This is a genomic window from Acidovorax sp. FJL06 (assembly GCF_003852545.1).
Lineage (GTDB): Bacteria > Pseudomonadota > Gammaproteobacteria > Burkholderiales > Burkholderiaceae_C > Acidovorax.
In genome coordinates this window covers 48,293-63,320 of record NZ_QAJR01000002.1, presented here as the reverse complement: position 1 = coordinate 63,320, position 15,028 = coordinate 48,293, and the positions used below count along the sequence as shown (strand labels likewise).

Below are 15,028 nucleotides of genomic sequence, written 5' to 3'. Positions count from 1 at the left end.
AACCGCTCACCGGATGCCGGTGAGCTTGTGGGTCTGCAGGCTCAATCGCCATGCGGGGTGGGCCAGGCAGGCGTCAATGCAGGTGGCAGTGTTCTGGCGCTGCAGCAGGCCATCCATGGGCTGCAGAAAGCGGTGGGTGAACTGCGTGCCTTGCTCCAGCGCCAGCAGGTCAAAGCCGGGCTGGGGCCACACGAGTTTCAGCTCTTGCCCGCTGCGCTGCACCCACGGGGCGCCCGCCTTGGGGCTGATGCACAGCCAGTCGATGCCTTCGGGCGCCGCCACGGTGCCATTGCTTTCGACCGCGATGCGGAATTGCTGTGCGTGCAGGGCGTCGATGAGCGCCGTATCGACCTGCAGGAGGGGCTCGCCACCGGTCAGCACCACCAGCCGGTGGCCCGCACCCGCAGGCCATTGGGCGGCGATCAACTCGGCCAGCGCCGTGGCCGTTTCGAACTTGCCGCCCAGCGTGCCGTCGGTGCCCACAAAGTCGGTGTCGCAGAACTGGCAGATGGCTTGCGCACGGTCCTGCTCGCGGCCCGTCCAGAGGTTGCAGCCTGCAAAGCGGCAGAACACGGCCGGAGTGCCCGCCTGGCCGCCTTCGCCTTGCAGGGTGTAGAAAATTTCTTTGACGCTGTAGGTCATCGGGGCACCGGAGGGACTAAGAGGGTGGGGGCAGCGGGGGCCGCCATGTCGGGGTAGTCGCGGCTGTAGTGCAGGCCCCGGCTTTCGCGGCGCAGCTGCGCGCTTTTCACGATCAGGTCGGCCACCTGCACCAGGTTGCGCAGCTCCAGCAGGTCGCGCGTGATGTGGAAGTGCGCGTAGAACTCCTCTATCTCGCCCTGCAGCATGGCAATGCGGTGCGCGGCGCGCTCCAGGCGCTTGTTGGTGCGCACGATGCCCACGTAGTCCCACATGAAGCGGCGCAGCTCGTCCCAGTTGTGCGAGATGACGACGGACTCATCGGCGTCGATGACGCGGCTGTCGTCCCAGGCCGGTACGGCGGGCAGCGCGGCGGTGGGTGCAGCGGCAATGGCCTGGGCGGCTGCGCGCGCAAACACCATGCATTCGAGCAGCGAGTTGCTGGCCAGGCGGTTGGCGCCGTGCAGGCCGGTGCAGGCCACCTCGCCCACGGCGTACAGGCCGGGCAGGTCGGTGCGGCCGGCCAGGTCGGTCAACACGCCGCCACAGGTGAAGTGCGCGGTGGGCACCACCGGGATGGGTTCCTTGGTGATGTCGATGCCCAGCGCGGCGCAGTGGGCCAGGATGTTGGGGAAATGTTCCTGCAAAAACGCGGGGCTCTGGTGCGAGATGTCGAGGTGCACGCAATCGAGGCCGTGCTTTTTCATCTCGAAGTCGATGGCGCGGGCCACCACGTCGCGCGGGGCCAGCTCGGCGCGCGGGTCGTGGTCGAGCATGAAGCGGGTGCCGCCGGCCGAGGGCGGCAGCAGCAATTTGCCGCCTTCGCCGCGCACGGCTTCGCTGATGAGGAAGGACTTTTCGTGCGGGTGGTACAGCCCCGTGGGGTGGAACTGGATGAACTCCATGTTCGCCACGCGGCAGCCCGCACGCCAGGCGGCGGCAATGCCGTCGCCCGTGGCGGTGTCGGGGTTGGTGGTGTAAAGGTACACCTTGCCCGCGCCGCCCGTGGCCAGGATGGTTTGCGGCGCGCGGAAGGTCACGACCTCATCGGTGTCGCTGTCGAGCGCGTACAGGCCCAGGCAGCGGTGGCCTGGCAAACCCAGCTTGCGGGTCGTGATCAGGTCCACCAGCGTGTGCTGCTCGAACAGGGTGATGCCGGGCGTGGCGCGCACCACGTCGATCAGCGTGCGCTGCACCGCTGCGCCGGTGGCGTCGGTCACATGCGCAATGCGGCGTGCGCTGTGGCCGCCTTCGCGCGTGAGGTGCAACTGGTCGCCTTCGAGCGTGAAGGGCACGCCCAGCTGGCGCAGCCAGGCGATGGAGGCGGGCGCGTTCTCGACCACGAAGCGTGTGGTGGCCAGATCGCACAGGCCCGCGCCCGCCACCAGCGTGTCTTCGATGTGGGCGGCAAAGCTGTCGTCATCGGCCAGCACGGCGGCAATGCCGCCCTGGGCCCAGCCGCTGGAGCCGTCTTGCAGCGTGCGCTTGGTGATGACGGCCACGCGGTGCGTGGGCGCCAGGTGCAGGGCGGCCGAGAGACCGGCGAGGCCGCTGCCTACGATGAGAACGTCGAAGTCGTGGGATGCCATGGCTTGCGATGGGGAAAGGGGAAATGCCATGGCCACCGGCCAGGCGGTGATGGAAGGCCCTAGGCCGGGGTATAGGCCAGGCGCACGTAAATGGGCGCGAAGGCCTCGGCCTGCGTGATCTCGATCAGCGTCTCTTTGGCCAGCTCCAGGAGCGCAATGAAGGTGACCACCAGCACGGTGCTGCCTTTTTCAGGCTCGAAGAGTTCCTCGAACTCGACAAAGCGGCGGCCCTGCAGCGTCTTGAGCACCATGCTCATGTATTCGCGCACGCTCAGTTCTTCGCGCGTGATCCGGTGGTGCTGCACGAGCTTGGCGCGCTTCAGGATGTCGCGCCAGGCGTCTTGCAGCTCCACCACATGCACGTCCGGGAAGCGCGGCTGCAGGCTCTGCTCGATGTAGACCTGGGCTTTCAGGAAGTCGCGGCCGTACTGCGGCATCTGCCCCAGGCGGGCGGCGGCCATCTTCATCTGCTCGTATTCGAGCAGGCGGCGCACCAGCTCTGCGCGCGGGTCTTCGGGTTCTTCGCCTTCTGCCTGCTTCTTGGGCGGCAGCAGCATGCGCGACTTGATCTCGATGAGCATTGCCGCCATCAGCAAATACTCTGCCGCCAGCTCCAGGTTGCGGCTGCGGATCTCGTCCACATACGCCAGGTACTGTTTGGTCACCCCCACCATGGGGATGTCGAGGATGTTGAAGTTCTGCTTGCGGATCAGGTACAGCAGCAAGTCGAGCGGGCCTTCAAAGGCTTCGAGGAAGACTTCGAGCGCGTCGGGCGGGATGTACAGGTCGGTGGGCAGCGCAAACAGCGGCTCGCCATACAGGCGCGCCAGCGCCACCTGGTCCACCACGTCGGGCATGCCCGCCGCATCCAGGGCGGGCATGTCCGGCGAATCGGCCGTGTCGGCTGCGTTCGCGGTGGTCATTGGGTGCTATTAAAATATGAGCTGTCAGCGCTTGATGGGCAAGCGCTAGAGGCCAATGGGATGCTTAATCGGCGTTCGTCTGGTAGACGTAGGGCTTTTGCGCGACCTGGCCTTCGCGGTACTCGCCCCAGACCTTGCGGTCCACCTGCTTGTCCCACAGCAGGGCACGGCCGGCCTGTTGCTGCTGGTCCAGCTCGGGGCGGCTGGACTTGAGCTGGTTGATGAACTGGGTGGCGTCGGATTGGTAATCGGGGCGGCGGAAAATGGACATGGACTGTTAACCTCGGTTTTCGTGGATTTTACCGGGAGCCCCTATGCCCTTGATATATCGCGCCGCCACCGCAGCGGCTGCCGCTTTTTGCCTGCTGGCACTCACCGCCTGCGACCCCCAGCGCATCAGCGAACTGAAGGAGGGCGTGTCGACCGAAGCCGATGTGCGCGACCGTTTTGGCGCGCCCGAGAACGTCTGGGACGAGCCCGGCGGCGCGCGCACCTTCGAGTACAACCGCCAGCCCGCCGGCCAGGTCAACTACATGATCACCATCGGCACCGATGGCCGCATGGTGGCGCTGCGCCAGGTGCTCACGCCCGAAAACTTTGCGCGCGTGCTGCCCGGCCAGCGCATGGACGAGGTGCGCCGCCTGCTGGGCAAGCCCGCCAAGGCCACGCCCTATGAATTGAAGAAGGAAACCTGGGCCGACTGGCGCTACCTGGAGGCGCCCAACCAGGCCAAGGTGTTCACGGTGGTCTATGGGCCCGACCATGTGGTGCTGCGCACGCAGACCGGTGCGGACCTGGATGCGCCAGAGTTCAAGGGCGGCAAGTAGCCGCAGACCCCAGGCCGATATGCATCCAAGGACATCCATCCGTTCACGCTGAGTTGGTCGAAGCGCCGCGTGGGGCTTCGACTCGCTCAGCCCGAACGGTTGGTTCTTATGGATTGAATGCGAATTCGCGTCAGACTGGCACGTCCTCCTGCGCGGCCAGCCGCGCGCCAAAGCCCGAGCGCTCGATGAGCGAGCGCGGCTGCTCATGCAGGTGCTCGATGTAGAGCCGCCCGCCGCGCGCCGCCACGGCCTTGAGCACCTGGGCCAGCGCATCGAGCCCGGTAGTGTCCAGCGCCACCAGTTCGCTCGCGTCCAGCACCACTTCCAGGCCCGGCGAGCCGGCTTCCACGGCCTGGACGATGGCGTCGAGCTTGGCGGCGGCGCCAAAGAACAGCGCGCCGTGCAGGCGCCAGGTGGTGGCGGGGCGGGCGGTGGGTTGCCCGGCGGTGGCGCTCTCGGTTTCAGGCTGCCGCTCCACGCGGAACAGCGCGCTCATGCGCCGCACAAACAGCGCGCAGGCCATGAACAGCCCCACCTCCACCGCCACCGTGAGGTCGAACACCACCGTGAGGAAAAACGTGCCCAGCATCAGCAGCCGGTAGTGGTTGCTGAAGTGCTTGAGGCGCACAAACTCGTGCCACTCGCCCATGTTCCAGGCCACGAACAGCAGAATGCCCGCCAGCACCGCCAGCGGGATGTGCAGCGCCAGCGGCGCCGCCACCAGCACGATCACGGCCAGCGTGAGCGCATGCACCATGCCCGCGATGGGCGAGGTGGCGCCCGAGCGGATGTTGGTCACCGTGCGCGCGATGGTGCCCGTGGCCGGCATGCCGCCAAAAAACGGCACCACGATGTTGGCCAGGCCCTGGGCCACCAGCTCCTGGTTGGGGTCGTGTTTCTTGTGGTGCGCATCCGTGGCCAACTGGTCGGCCACGCGGGCGCACAGCAGCGATTCGATGGCGCCCAAGAGCGCAATGGTGAGCGTGGGCGTGACCAGCAGGCGCACCGTGTCCCACGAGAAATCGGGCAGCGCAAACACTGGCAGCGCCTGCGGAATGCCGCCAAAGCGCGAGCCGATGGTCTCCACCGGCAGCTGGAGCGCCCAGGCCAGCAGGCTCAGCGTGACCAGGGCCACCACGGGCGCGGGCACACGCGCAAACGTGCGCACCGTGTGCTGCTCCAGCACCCGCATCACGGGCGATTCCTTCATCGTGAGCCGGGGCCACAGGAACAGGCCCGCCACGCAGGCCGCGCCCAGCCCGAATGCATGGGGGTTGAAGCTGTCCAGGTGCTGTGCGAGCGTGCTGATCTGCGAGAAAAAATTGCCCGGCATGCGGTCAATCGACAGGCCCAGCCAGTCCTTCACCTGCGACAGCGCGATCAGCACCGCAATGCCGTTGGTGAAGCCGATCACGATGCTCACCGGCACAAAGCGCACCAGCGTGCCCAGCCGGAACAGGCCCAGCAGCACCAGCAGCACGCCCGCGCAGGCGGTGGAGATCAGCAGGTTGGCCACGCCGTAGCGCTCCACGATGCCGTACACGATGACGATGAAGGCGCCCGCTGGTCCGCCGATCTGCACGTTGGTGCCGCCCAGCGCCGAGACCAGGAAGCCCGCGATGATCGCCGTCCACAGCCCCGCCTCGGGCTTGAGCCCGCTGGCAATCGCAAACGCCATGGCCAGCGGCAGCGCCACAATGCCCACCGTGACACCCGCGCCCACATCGGCCAGCCAGCGGCTTCTGTCGTAGCTGCGCAGTGCATCGAGCAGGCGGGGGCGGAAGGCAAAGCTCAGTGGCATGGTGGCGGGCGCTTTCGGGGCAGTGTGACGGGTTTCAGTGTAGGGAGCCTGGGCCCCGGGGCCAAGCAGCTTGCGTGCCATGCCGCAGCCCCTGGCCCCGTAGAATCTGGAGGTTGCTCTGTTTTTTATAGCTTGTTGCGCAATCCCCGCCAGCGCTGGCGCCTGGAAATGCATGCGGCCTTGGCCCCGGTGCAAGGTTGGCAGGTCGTGGCATGTTGTTTGCAAGCCCCGGTGGGGCCAGTGCCGCGTTTTCTGGGCCCAGGCCTTGTCTTCCGACCGACGACTTCCGACCCTCCATGGTTGAATCCCCCATGCCCGACACCCCCACCTCCGCTTCCGCCGTGGATGCCGCCGCCCAGGCGGCCACCTTGCGCCACGGCGCGTTCGAAGACGCCCAGGCCCTGTTTGCCGGCACGCTGTTCGTGGCCATGGCGCTCATGCTGTTCAACCAGGCGGGGCTGCTGGTGGGGGGCACGGCGGGGGCGGCGTTTTTGCTGCACTACGTCACCGGCATCTCGTTCGGCAAGCTGTTCTTTGTGGTCAACCTGCCGTTCTACTGGTTCGCCTTCACGCGCATGGGGCGCGAGTTCACCCTCAAGACCTTTGTGTGTGTGGCCCTGCTGTCGCTGCTGACCGAGCTGTTCCCGCATGTGATGCATGTGGACTACCTCAACCCGCTGTTCGCCTCCCTGCTGGGCGGGCTGCTGCTGGGCACGGGCTGCCTGTTCCTGGCGCGCCACCGCTCCAGCCTGGGCGGGGCCACCGTGGTGTCGTTGTACCTGCAAAGCCGCTACGGCATGCGGGCCGGCAAGGTGCAGATGATGATCGACGGCACCGTGGTGCTGCTGGCGCTGTGTGTGGTGCCGGTGGAACGCGTGGCCTACTCGGTGCTGGCCGTGCTGGTGATGAGCGGCTTTTTGTGGATCAGCCACCGGCCGGGGCGGTACACGGGAGGCTGAAGGGGCGCTGCAGCCCGCAGGGTGTGGGCGTTGCTCAGGGCGCAGGCCGGATGGATTCGCGGATCTGGATGCCGCTGGTGTCCGGCGCCGGGCTGCTGGACATCGCGTCTGCCGCCATGCCCACGCCCTTGCCCACCACTTTGACGGTGCCCACCGTGGCATCTGCCGCCAACCCGACGGCCGAGGCCGTGACGCTCACGGCCGTGCTGGCCACTGCGACCACCGTGCAGCCCGTGAGCGTGGGCAACACCGCCCACAGTGGCAGAGCTCGCATGGCGGCCATCGCCGCCCGGTACACCACAGGGCGCATGGGGCCGCCTTGCTCAGCGCACTCGCATGCCGGGCGTGGCGCCCGGCCAGGGGTTGAGCACGTAGATGCCGGGGTGGGCTTTCTCGTCGCCATGGCTGGCGGCCAGCACCATGCCTTCGGAGATGCCGAACTTCATCTTGCGCGGCGCCAGGTTGGCCACCATCACCGTGTGTTTGCCCACCAGGTCTTCCGGCTTGTAGGCGCTGGCAATGCCGCTGAACACATTGCGTGTGCGGCCTTCGCCCACGTCCAGCGTCAGGCGCAGCAGCTTGGTGGAACCCTCGACCGGCTCGCAGTTCACGATCAGCGCAATGCGCAGGTCGATCTTGGTGAAGTCGTCGATGGTGATGGTGGGGGCCAATTCCTCACCACCGGGTGCTGCTACGGTTTCTGTAGCTGCTGGCGCTTGTTCTGCTTGCGCTGGGGCCTCAAACAATGCCTCCAGCTGCTCGGGCGTCACGCGCTGCATCAGGTGCTGGTAAGGCGCAATGGCCTGCACGTCGCCCGCCACGTGCCACTGCTGCATGTCCACGCCCACAAAACCCTGCACGGCCTGGGCCAGGCCAGGCAGCACGGGCGAGAGGTAGCGGGTGAGCGTGGCAAAGGTGTTGATGAGCACCGAGCACACCTGGTGCAGCGCCTGGTTGTTGGCCACGTCCTTGGCCAGATCCCAAGGCTTGTTCTGGTCCACATAGGCGTTGACCTTGTCGGCCAGCAGCATGATTTCGCGCGTGGCCTTGCCGTATTCGCGCGCTTCGTACATCTGGGCCAGCGCATCGCTGGCGCCGCGCACCTCGGCCAGCAGGGCGGCGCCCGTGGCACCGAAGTCGCTGGTGAGCTTGCCGTCAAAGCGCTTGGTCAAAAAGCCCGCGGCGCGGCTGGCGATGTTCACGTACTTGCCAATCAGGTCGCTATTGACGCGCGCCATGAAGTCGTCGGCGTTGAAGTCGATGTCTTCATTGCGCGCCGACAGCTTGGCCGCCAGGTAGTAGCGCAGCCATTCGGCGTTCATGCCCAGGCTCAGGTACTTGAGCGGGTCCAGGCCTGTGCCCCGGCTCTTGCTCATCTTCTCGCCGTTGTTCACCGTGAGGAAGCCGTGCACGAACACATTGTTGGGCGTCTTGCGGCCGCTGAAGTGCAGCATGGCGGGCCAGAACAGCGTGTGGAAGGTGACGATGTCCTTGCCGATGAAGTGGTACTGCTCCATCGCCGGGTCGGCCATGTAGGCGTCGTAGCTTTCGCCGCGCTTTTCGAGCAGGTTCTTCAGTGAGGCGAGGTAGCCCACGGGCGCGTCCAGCCACACATAGAAGTATTTGCCCGGCGCATCGGGGATCTCGATGCCGAAGTAGGGCGCGTCGCGGCTGATATCCCAGTCGCCCAGGCCTTCGCTGGTGGTGCCGTCGGGGTTGGTGCGGACGCTGAACCATTCCTTGATCTTGTTGGCCACCTCGGGCTGCAATTTGCCATCCTGCGTCCAGTTTTCCAGAAACTCCACGCAGCGCGGGTCGGAGAGCTTGAAGAAGAAGTGCTCGGAGTTCTTCAGCTCGGGCTTGGCGCCCGACAGGGCCGAGAAGGGGTTGATGAGGTCGGTGGGCGCATAGACCGAGCCACACACTTCGCAGTTGTCGCCGTACTGGTCCTTGGCGTGGCACTTGGGGCATTCGCCCTTGATGTAGCGGTCGGGCAGGAACATGTTCTTCTCGGGGTCGAAGAACTGTTCGATGGTGCGCACCTCGATCAGGCTGCCGTCCGCGCGGTCGCGCAGGTCGCGGTAGATCTGGCGGGCCAGGTCGTGGTTTTCGGGCGCATCGGTGCTGTGCCAGTTGTCAAAGCTGATGTGAAAGCCGTCCAGGTACTGCTTGCGGCCTGCGGCGATGTCGGCCACGAACTGCTGGGGCGTCTTGCCCGCCTTTTCGGCGGCAATCATGATGGGTGCGCCGTGGGTGTCGTCCGCGCCCACAAAGTTGACCGCATTGCCCTGCATGCGCTGGAACCGCACCCAGATGTCGGCCTGGATGTATTCCATGATGTGGCCGATGTGGAAGTTGCCGTTGGCATACGGCAGGGCGGTGGTAACGAAGAGTTTGCGGGCGGATGACGTCATGAAAAGCGGCTTTCTCAGGCGGAACCCGTGATTTTAGGCGGTCGGCAGTGTCCTTGACCGCCACAGGCGCTGCACCAGCCCGGCCGGGTCGCGCAGGTGCCAATCAGGGCGTGCGCGCAGGCCCCCGATGGCGCCACAATGCGCCGCATTCCAACATGCAACGAGGAGATCACACATGGCCAGAACATGGGCAAAACGGGTGGGGTGGGGCGTCGGCTGCGCTGTGTTGGCGGTGGCCGCCTACCTGGCGGCGTGGCCCGTGCCCATCCAGCCGGTGGCCTGGAGCGCGCCCGCCGCGCCCGGCTACCAGGGCGTGCACGCGCCCAACCAGCGCCTGGCCCAACTGCAGATGATCGACCTGAAGGGCGAGGTGGGCCCCGAGCACATCGCTTTTGGCAAGGACGGCAAGCTCTACACCACGGTGCTCAGCGGCAGCATTTTGCGCATGAACGCCGATGGCTCGGGCCAGGAGGTGTTTGCCAACACCGGCGGGCGGGTGCTGGGCTTTGACTTTGATGCGGCGGGCCATCTGATCGCGGCCGATGCGGTCAAGGGCCTGCTGTCCATCGCACCCGATGGCAAGGCCGTCACCGTGCTGGCCGACAAGGTGGGCGACAACGACCCCATCCGCTATGCCGATGGCGTGGTGGTGGCCCAGAGCGGCAAGATGTACCTGAGTGACGCCTCCACGCGCTTTGCGCCCAAGGACTGGGGCGGCACCTTTGAAGCCAGCGTGCTCGACATCCTGGAGCAGGCCAGCACCGGGCGGGTGATCGAATACGACCCCGCCACCCGCGCCACGCGGGTGGTGGCCCGGGGCCTCAGCTTTGCCAATGGCGTGGCGCTGAGCCAGGACGAAAAGCACCTGTTCGTCAACGAAACCGGCAAATACCGCGTGTGGAAGATCGCCGTGGAGGCGCGCGACCTGGACATTGCCCAGCCCAGCCCCCAGGCCCGCGTGCTGCTCGACAACCTGCCCGGTTACCCCGACAACCTGATGCGCGGGCAGGGCGGCAAGGTGTGGCTGGGTTTTGCCAAACCACGCGGGGCGGCCATCGACAACATGTCCGGCAAGCCCTGGCTGCGCAGCCTGACCCTGCGCCTGCCGCGTGCGCTGTGGCCGATTCCCAAGCCCTACGGCCACGTGATCGCATTCACCGACGATGGCAAGGTGGTGGCCGACCTGCAGGACCCGAGCGGCGCCTACCCCGAGACCACGGCGATCACGGAAACCGCCGACCGGCTGTATGTGCAGAGCCTGCACGCGCACGGCCTGGGCTGGTTGCCCAAGCCACAGCCATAGGGGTCAAGGCCGGAGCGTTTTGGACCCCGGATGCATGCAAAACCATGAACTCGTTCACGCTGAGCTTGTCGAAGCGCCGCGCGAGGCTTCGACCCTTCGACGCGCTCAGGACAGGCAAGCTCAGCCCGAACGGTTCTGTCGGATCCCGTGCGAATCCGTTTCAGTCTTCCGCTCCGTGCTCCCTGGTCCGCACCTCGGCGCCGGTATCTGTCCAGCCAAAAAATTGGCACACCTCGGCCCGCATGGCCAGGGTGTCGGCCCGGCCCAGGGCCATCAGTTCCTGCGTGTAGCCGGACTCGAACAGCAGGTAGCTGGCTAGCGCCGCGCCACGCACATCGGCCATGTTGGACGTGACGCCCAGGGCGCCGAGCATGGTGCGCACAGGGCCGGGCAGGTCGCCCACATGGCGAGCGGCCACAGCATCAAGCCGTTGCGAAGGCGCAATCACCAGCAGCTCGATGGGGCGCAGCGCGCTGTGCAGGCGCTTTTCTTCGGGGATGAGCGACAGGGTCTGGTTGATGCGCTGCACGCGCTCCACGTCCACTGCCAGCGCATCCAGAAAGATGTTGGACAGCGCATGCCCCGCGATCTGCGCCAGCGTGGGGTAGGTGGCCGTGGGGTTGGCGGCGGCATCGCCCTTGGGCTCGTGCATGCGGCCCGCGCCGATCACCAGGATGCGCTCGGCCCCCAGGTGGATGGCCGGGGCGATGGGCGCCGACTGGCGCATGGAGCCGTCGCCAAAATACTCCACATGATCGTCCAGCTCGATGCCCTTGGCCGGGAAGATGAACGGAATGGCCGACGATGCCAGCAGGTGCTCGTGCGTGATGCGGTCACTGGCCGCCTTGCGCTGCGAACGCACCCAGGGCTTGACCGGCGTGGCGGCCTCGAAGAAGGTGACATGTTCGCCCGAGCTGTAGCTCGATGCCGTCACCGCCAGCGCCGTGAGGTGGCCCTTGCGGATCAGCCGGGGCAGGCGCACCAGCGGCACCATCTTGACCAGCAGTTTTTCGAGCGGGGTGTTGTCCAGCAGCGAGCGGGGGCGCATGCGCCGCCAGCGCGCCAGCGCCCAGCCTATCGACACCAGCGTGAGCCAGCGCGCGCCGCTGCGCATCACGCTGATCGAATCGGCGCCATACACCTGGCTGGCGTGGAACTGGCGCCACACCCGGGCAATGCGGCGCACGGCCCGGTCGAAGTTGTCGGCCCCGCAGGCCAGTGCAGCAGCGTTGATGGCCCCGGCCGAGGTGCCGGTGATGATGGGGAAGGGGTTGGGGCCGTCGCCCTCGCCGCAGGCCAGGCGCAGGTCGGCAATCGCCTCCAGCACGCCCACCTGGTAGGCCGCGCGGGCGCCGCCGCCGGTCAGCAGCAGGCCGGTGGCGGGCGTCTGGGGGGCTGCGCCGGATGGGGCCGGGGAGGGTGGGGCGAAGGGTGGCATGGCAGGGGGTGCGGGCAGATACCCCAAGTGTGGAGGGGCGCCCCCGGCGTTTCATGTGGGAAAACCCGCATGAGGCCCCGGGTCCCGCCGGTGGGCCGAGGCCTGTTCGAGTGTTCCGAGTTAGAAGTTCGTTGAAAAACTAAAGATGTCGAAATCGTTGCCAGGCAAGGCGCAAACCACAGCGATAGCCATAGCTATCGCGAGGATTTGCAACGCAGCATGGCGACGATTCTCGGCATCTTTGTGAGATGAATTTCTAACTCGGGACACTAGCCCCGCAGCAGCAACTGCGCCACAGCGTCGCCCTGCAGCACCACGATGCCGTGGTCGCGCGCAAACACCTGGGCGTTGTCGCTGACCTGCCCCAGCGCTGCCACATACACGCCGGCCGGCGCATCGGCTGCCACCATGGCGGCATGCAATTCGCGCAGGGGCTCCACGCCATGGGTGGCGGCCTTCCAGCGCTTGGCGCTGACCAGCGTGGTCTTGCCGCCCTGGGTCAGGCGCATGTCGGCGCTGGTGTTGTTGCTGTTCAGGCGCTCCACCGTGTAGCCGGCCCGAGCCCAGGCGGCATCCAGGGTGTCGGCAAAGCTGCGCCAGGGCATGCTGGCCACGGCCTCCAGCATCTCGGCGACCTTGGCGGGGTGGGGTGCACGCAGTTGCCGCCAGGCGGCCATGCAGCCCACCACGAAGATGGGAAAGCCCGCGAGCGCTCCCACCACAAAATATTCCTTGGGCAAGAACGCACCGGCCGCCAGCGCGATGAGGCCCACCACCACGAAGCTGATCCACCACGGCGAGCGCAGCAGCACGGCAAACAGGGAGTTCTCGGACATCTTGAATTTCACGGGGCGCCTTTGGGGGATGGTTCTGAAGGAAAACGGCGCATTGTCCTGCAGTTACAGAGGTTGGAGCGCTTGGATAGACTACCCGCCCCACAGGAGTTATTTGCATGTCAGTCACCGAACAGGGCCTTTTGGCCGCACTTTCCAGCGTGCTGGACCCCCACACGGCCAAGGATTTCGTCAGCACCCGCGCCCTGCGCAACCTGCAGATCACCGGTGGCGACGTGGCCTTTGACGTGGAACTGGGCTACCCCGCCAAGAGCCTGGTGCCCGAGCTGCGCCGCAGCCTGGTGGCCGCCGCCAAGGGTGTGGCGGGCGTCGAGAACGTCTCGGTCAACATCACCACCAAGGTCATCGCCCATGCCGTGCAGCGCGGCGTGCAGCTGTTGCCTCAGGTCAAGAACATCATCGCCGTGGCCTCGGGCAAGGGCGGCGTGGGCAAAAGCACCACGGCCGCCAATCTGGCCCTGGCCCTGGCCGCCGAGGGTGCCAGCGTGGGCGTGCTCGACGCCGACATCTACGGCCCCAGCCAGCCCATGATGCTGGGCATCCACCGCCGCCCCGAAAGCGAAGACGGCAAGACCATGGAGCCGCTCGAAAACTACGGTGTGCAGGTCATGTCCATCGGCTTTCTGGTGGACCAGGACGAAGCCATGATCTGGCGCGGCCCCATGGCCACCCAGGCGCTGGAGCAGCTGCTGCGCCAGACCAACTGGAAAGACCTGGACTACCTCATCATCGACATGCCGCCCGGCACCGGCGACATCCAGCTCACCCTGAGCCAGCGCGTGCCCATGACCGGCGCGGTGATCGTGACCACGCCACAAGACATCGCCCTGCTCGATGCCAAGAAGGGCATCAAGATGTTCGAGAAGGTGGGCGTGCCCATCCTGGGCATCGTCGAGAACATGGCCGCCCACGTGTGCAGCAACTGTGGCCATGTGGAGCACATCTTTGGCGCCGATGGCGGCAAGAAGATGGCGGCGGACTACAACATGGACTACCTGGGCGCGCTGCCGCTGGACATGAGCATCCGCCTGCAGGCCGACAGCGGCAAGCCCACGGTGGTGGCCGACCCCGACGGCGACGTGGCCAAGATCTACAAGAAGGTGGCGCGCGATGTGGCGGTGAAGATCGCCCAGCAGGCCAAGGACTTCTCGAACAAGTTCCCCACCATCTCGATCAGCAAGAACACCTGATCTTTTCAAGCCGCCGCACCGTGCCATGAACCTGCTCGCGTCCCTGCGCTACCTGGTGGCGCTGCACGAGCACCGGCACTTTGGCCGGGCGGCGCAGGCCTGCCACATCACGCAGCCGGCGCTGTCCAACGCGCTGCGCGCGCTGGAAAAGGAGTTTGGCGTGGTGGTGGTGCGCCGGGGGCGCAGCTTCGAAGGCTTCACGCCCGAGGGCGAGCGGGTGCTGGCCTCGGCCCAGCGCATGCTGCACGAGCACCAGGTGCTGCAGCAGGACCTGAGCAGCGACGCCGCCCACCCGCGCGGCACGCTGCGCCTGGGGGCGGTGCCCACGGCCATGCCCATCCTGGCGCGGTTTGCGGCGCAGTTGCAGGCGCGGCACCCGGGCATCGTGCCGGTGGCGCTGTCGATGAGCTCGCAGGCGCTCGAGGCGGGGCTGGAGAGCATTTCGCTGGACCTGGCGCTGGGCTACACCGAGCGCATGCCCGCACGCGGCGGCCCGCTGCGGGCCTGGCCGCAGTACGTGGAGCACTACTTTCTGCTGCGCCGCGCACCGCGCCCGCCCCAGGGCCCGGCGCGTGGGCTGCAGATCGGCCCGCCCATGGCCTGGGCCGATGCAGCGGCCTTGCCGCTGTGCCTGCTCACCCCGGAGATGCACAACCGCAGCCTGGTCGATGGCGCCTTCCGCGCGGCAGGCGCCGCGGTCATGCCCGCCATGGAAACCGATTCGGTGCTGACCCTGGCGCTGAGCGTGGTGGCGGGCCAGTTGTGCAGCGTCCTGCCCGGAGCGCTGGTCGATGCCGTGCGCGGCCATGAGGGGCTGGAGGCCCTGCCGCTCAAAGGCCCGGTGCTGACCACCCCCATCGGATTCATGTCGCACCGGCAGGTGCAGCCCACCCGCGCCCTCGATGCAGCGCTGGCACTGGCGCAGGCCCCCGACTGGCTACAGCACGCCGCAGCACACAGTGGGCTTCTGGTCGCCGATTGAGCACTGACCGCACGGGTTGCGGTGGGTGATTCATGGGCAGCTGCAAAAACGGCCGTTTCATTTGTTTTTGTGATCGACCCATGTGCATCGGCAATTTGACGCCGCAGGC

General features: G+C 66.8%; 14 protein-coding genes. 5 read left to right on the top strand and 9 right to left on the bottom strand.

What is annotated here, in order from left to right; genetic code table 11:
- Positions 1-6: 6 nt before the first annotated feature.
- The 4 genes from queE to DBV10_RS01360 all read right to left on the bottom strand — a co-directional run bounded on the left by queE (position 7) and on the right by DBV10_RS01360 (position 3,422).
- A complete protein-coding gene (gene queE, locus DBV10_RS01375; RefSeq protein ID WP_124509878.1) occupies positions 7-642 on the bottom strand; it encodes a 7-carboxy-7-deazaguanine synthase in 636 nt (211 codons plus the stop codon).
- Positions 639-2,228, bottom strand: a complete 1,590-nt coding sequence (gene nadB / locus DBV10_RS01370; RefSeq protein ID WP_124509876.1) for an L-aspartate oxidase — start codon at positions 2,226-2,228, stop codon at positions 639-641. Before nadB ends, queE begins: the two co-directional genes overlap by 4 nt.
- A gap of 59 nt (positions 2,229-2,287) precedes the next feature.
- Positions 2,288-3,151, bottom strand: coding sequence for a ScpA family protein (locus DBV10_RS01365; RefSeq protein ID WP_233589764.1), 864 nt, complete (start codon positions 3,149-3,151; stop codon positions 2,288-2,290).
- 64 nt (positions 3,152-3,215) lie between these two features.
- Entirely contained in the window at positions 3,216-3,422 is a 207-nt protein-coding gene (locus DBV10_RS01360) for a DUF3460 family protein (RefSeq protein ID WP_124509874.1), read from the bottom strand.
- Between the two features lie 43 nt (positions 3,423-3,465).
- Here DBV10_RS01360 and DBV10_RS01355 point away from each other — a divergent pair, with 43 nt between their 5' ends.
- Positions 3,466-3,978 carry an outer membrane protein assembly factor BamE gene (locus DBV10_RS01355; RefSeq protein ID WP_124509872.1) on the top strand — a complete coding sequence of 171 codons (513 nt, stop codon included), beginning with the start codon at positions 3,466-3,468 and terminating at the stop codon, positions 3,976-3,978.
- 130 nt (positions 3,979-4,108) lie between these two features.
- Here DBV10_RS01355 and DBV10_RS01350 read toward each other — a convergent pair whose 3' ends face one another.
- On the bottom strand, positions 4,109-5,779 hold the full coding sequence (locus DBV10_RS01350; protein ID WP_124509870.1) for a SulP family inorganic anion transporter: 1,671 nt from the start codon (positions 5,777-5,779) through the stop codon (positions 4,109-4,111).
- Positions 5,780-6,090: 311 nt separating this feature from the next.
- Here DBV10_RS01350 and DBV10_RS01345 point away from each other — a divergent pair, with 311 nt between their 5' ends.
- On the top strand, positions 6,091-6,738 hold the full coding sequence (locus tag DBV10_RS01345) for a YitT family protein (RefSeq protein WP_124509959.1): 648 nt from the start codon (positions 6,091-6,093) through the stop codon (positions 6,736-6,738).
- Between the two features lie 34 nt (positions 6,739-6,772).
- Here the strand turns inward: DBV10_RS01345 and DBV10_RS01340 are convergent, their stop codons facing one another.
- On the bottom strand, positions 6,773-7,021 hold the full coding sequence (locus tag DBV10_RS01340) for a hypothetical protein (protein WP_233589769.1): 249 nt from the start codon (positions 7,019-7,021) through the stop codon (positions 6,773-6,775).
- A gap of 40 nt (positions 7,022-7,061) precedes the next feature.
- Positions 7,062-9,152 (bottom strand): methionine--tRNA ligase, encoded by a 2,091-nt coding sequence (gene metG / locus DBV10_RS01335; protein ID WP_124509866.1) that lies wholly within the window; start codon positions 9,150-9,152, stop codon positions 7,062-7,064.
- 175 nt (positions 9,153-9,327) lie between these two features.
- Between metG and DBV10_RS01330 the strand changes: the two genes are divergently transcribed.
- Complete coding sequence (locus tag DBV10_RS01330) at positions 9,328-10,455, top strand: SMP-30/gluconolactonase/LRE family protein (protein WP_199740017.1); 1,128 nt, start codon at positions 9,328-9,330, stop codon at positions 10,453-10,455.
- A 160-nt stretch (positions 10,456-10,615) separates the two neighbouring features.
- Here DBV10_RS01330 and DBV10_RS01325 read toward each other — a convergent pair whose 3' ends face one another.
- Together DBV10_RS01325 and DBV10_RS01320 are read right to left on the bottom strand one after the other, a co-directional pair.
- Positions 10,616-11,893 (bottom strand): patatin-like phospholipase family protein, encoded by a 1,278-nt coding sequence (locus DBV10_RS01325; protein ID WP_124509864.1) that lies wholly within the window; start codon positions 11,891-11,893, stop codon positions 10,616-10,618.
- A 269-nt stretch (positions 11,894-12,162) separates the two neighbouring features.
- Positions 12,163-12,729 (bottom strand): restriction endonuclease, encoded by a 567-nt coding sequence (locus DBV10_RS01320; RefSeq protein ID WP_124509955.1) that lies wholly within the window; start codon positions 12,727-12,729, stop codon positions 12,163-12,165.
- 116 nt (positions 12,730-12,845) lie between these two features.
- Here DBV10_RS01320 and apbC point away from each other — a divergent pair, with 116 nt between their 5' ends.
- Both apbC and DBV10_RS01310 read left to right on the top strand, forming a co-directional pair.
- Positions 12,846-13,937 (top strand): iron-sulfur cluster carrier protein ApbC, encoded by a 1,092-nt coding sequence (apbC, locus tag DBV10_RS01315; protein WP_124509863.1) that lies wholly within the window; start codon positions 12,846-12,848, stop codon positions 13,935-13,937.
- 25 nt (positions 13,938-13,962) lie between these two features.
- A complete protein-coding gene (locus DBV10_RS01310) occupies positions 13,963-14,919 on the top strand; it encodes a LysR substrate-binding domain-containing protein (protein ID WP_124509861.1) in 957 nt (318 codons plus the stop codon).
- Positions 14,920-15,028: the final 109 nt, after the last annotated feature.

What these genes read in the sequence shown, in the direction of transcription:
- queE (WP_124509878.1), bottom strand. Translation starts at nt 642, where the DNA reads ATGACCTACAGCGTCAAAGAAATTTTCTACACCCTGCAAGGCGAAGGC.
- nadB (WP_124509876.1), bottom strand. Translation starts at nt 2,228, where the DNA reads ATGGCATCCCACGACTTCGACGTTCTCATCGTAGGCAGCGGCCTCGCC.
- DBV10_RS01365 (WP_233589764.1), bottom strand. Translation starts at nt 3,151, where the DNA reads ATGACCACCGCGAACGCAGCCGACACGGCCGATTCGCCGGACATGCCC.
- DBV10_RS01360 (WP_124509874.1), bottom strand. Translation starts at nt 3,422, where the DNA reads ATGTCCATTTTCCGCCGCCCCGATTACCAATCCGACGCCACCCAGTTC.
- DBV10_RS01355 (WP_124509872.1), top strand. Translation starts at nt 3,466, where the DNA reads ATGCCCTTGATATATCGCGCCGCCACCGCAGCGGCTGCCGCTTTTTGC.
- DBV10_RS01350 (WP_124509870.1), bottom strand. Translation starts at nt 5,779, where the DNA reads ATGCCACTGAGCTTTGCCTTCCGCCCCCGCCTGCTCGATGCACTGCGC.
- DBV10_RS01345 (WP_124509959.1), top strand. Translation starts at nt 6,091, where the DNA reads ATGCCCGACACCCCCACCTCCGCTTCCGCCGTGGATGCCGCCGCCCAG.
- DBV10_RS01340 (WP_233589769.1), bottom strand. Translation starts at nt 7,021, where the DNA reads ATGGCCGCCATGCGAGCTCTGCCACTGTGGGCGGTGTTGCCCACGCTC.
- metG (WP_124509866.1), bottom strand. Translation starts at nt 9,152, where the DNA reads ATGACGTCATCCGCCCGCAAACTCTTCGTTACCACCGCCCTGCCGTAT.
- DBV10_RS01330 (WP_199740017.1), top strand. Translation starts at nt 9,328, where the DNA reads ATGGCCAGAACATGGGCAAAACGGGTGGGGTGGGGCGTCGGCTGCGCT.
- DBV10_RS01325 (WP_124509864.1), bottom strand. Translation starts at nt 11,893, where the DNA reads ATGCCACCCTTCGCCCCACCCTCCCCGGCCCCATCCGGCGCAGCCCCC.
- DBV10_RS01320 (WP_124509955.1), bottom strand. Translation starts at nt 12,729, where the DNA reads ATGTCCGAGAACTCCCTGTTTGCCGTGCTGCTGCGCTCGCCGTGGTGG.
- apbC (WP_124509863.1), top strand. Translation starts at nt 12,846, where the DNA reads ATGTCAGTCACCGAACAGGGCCTTTTGGCCGCACTTTCCAGCGTGCTG.
- DBV10_RS01310 (WP_124509861.1), top strand. Translation starts at nt 13,963, where the DNA reads ATGAACCTGCTCGCGTCCCTGCGCTACCTGGTGGCGCTGCACGAGCAC.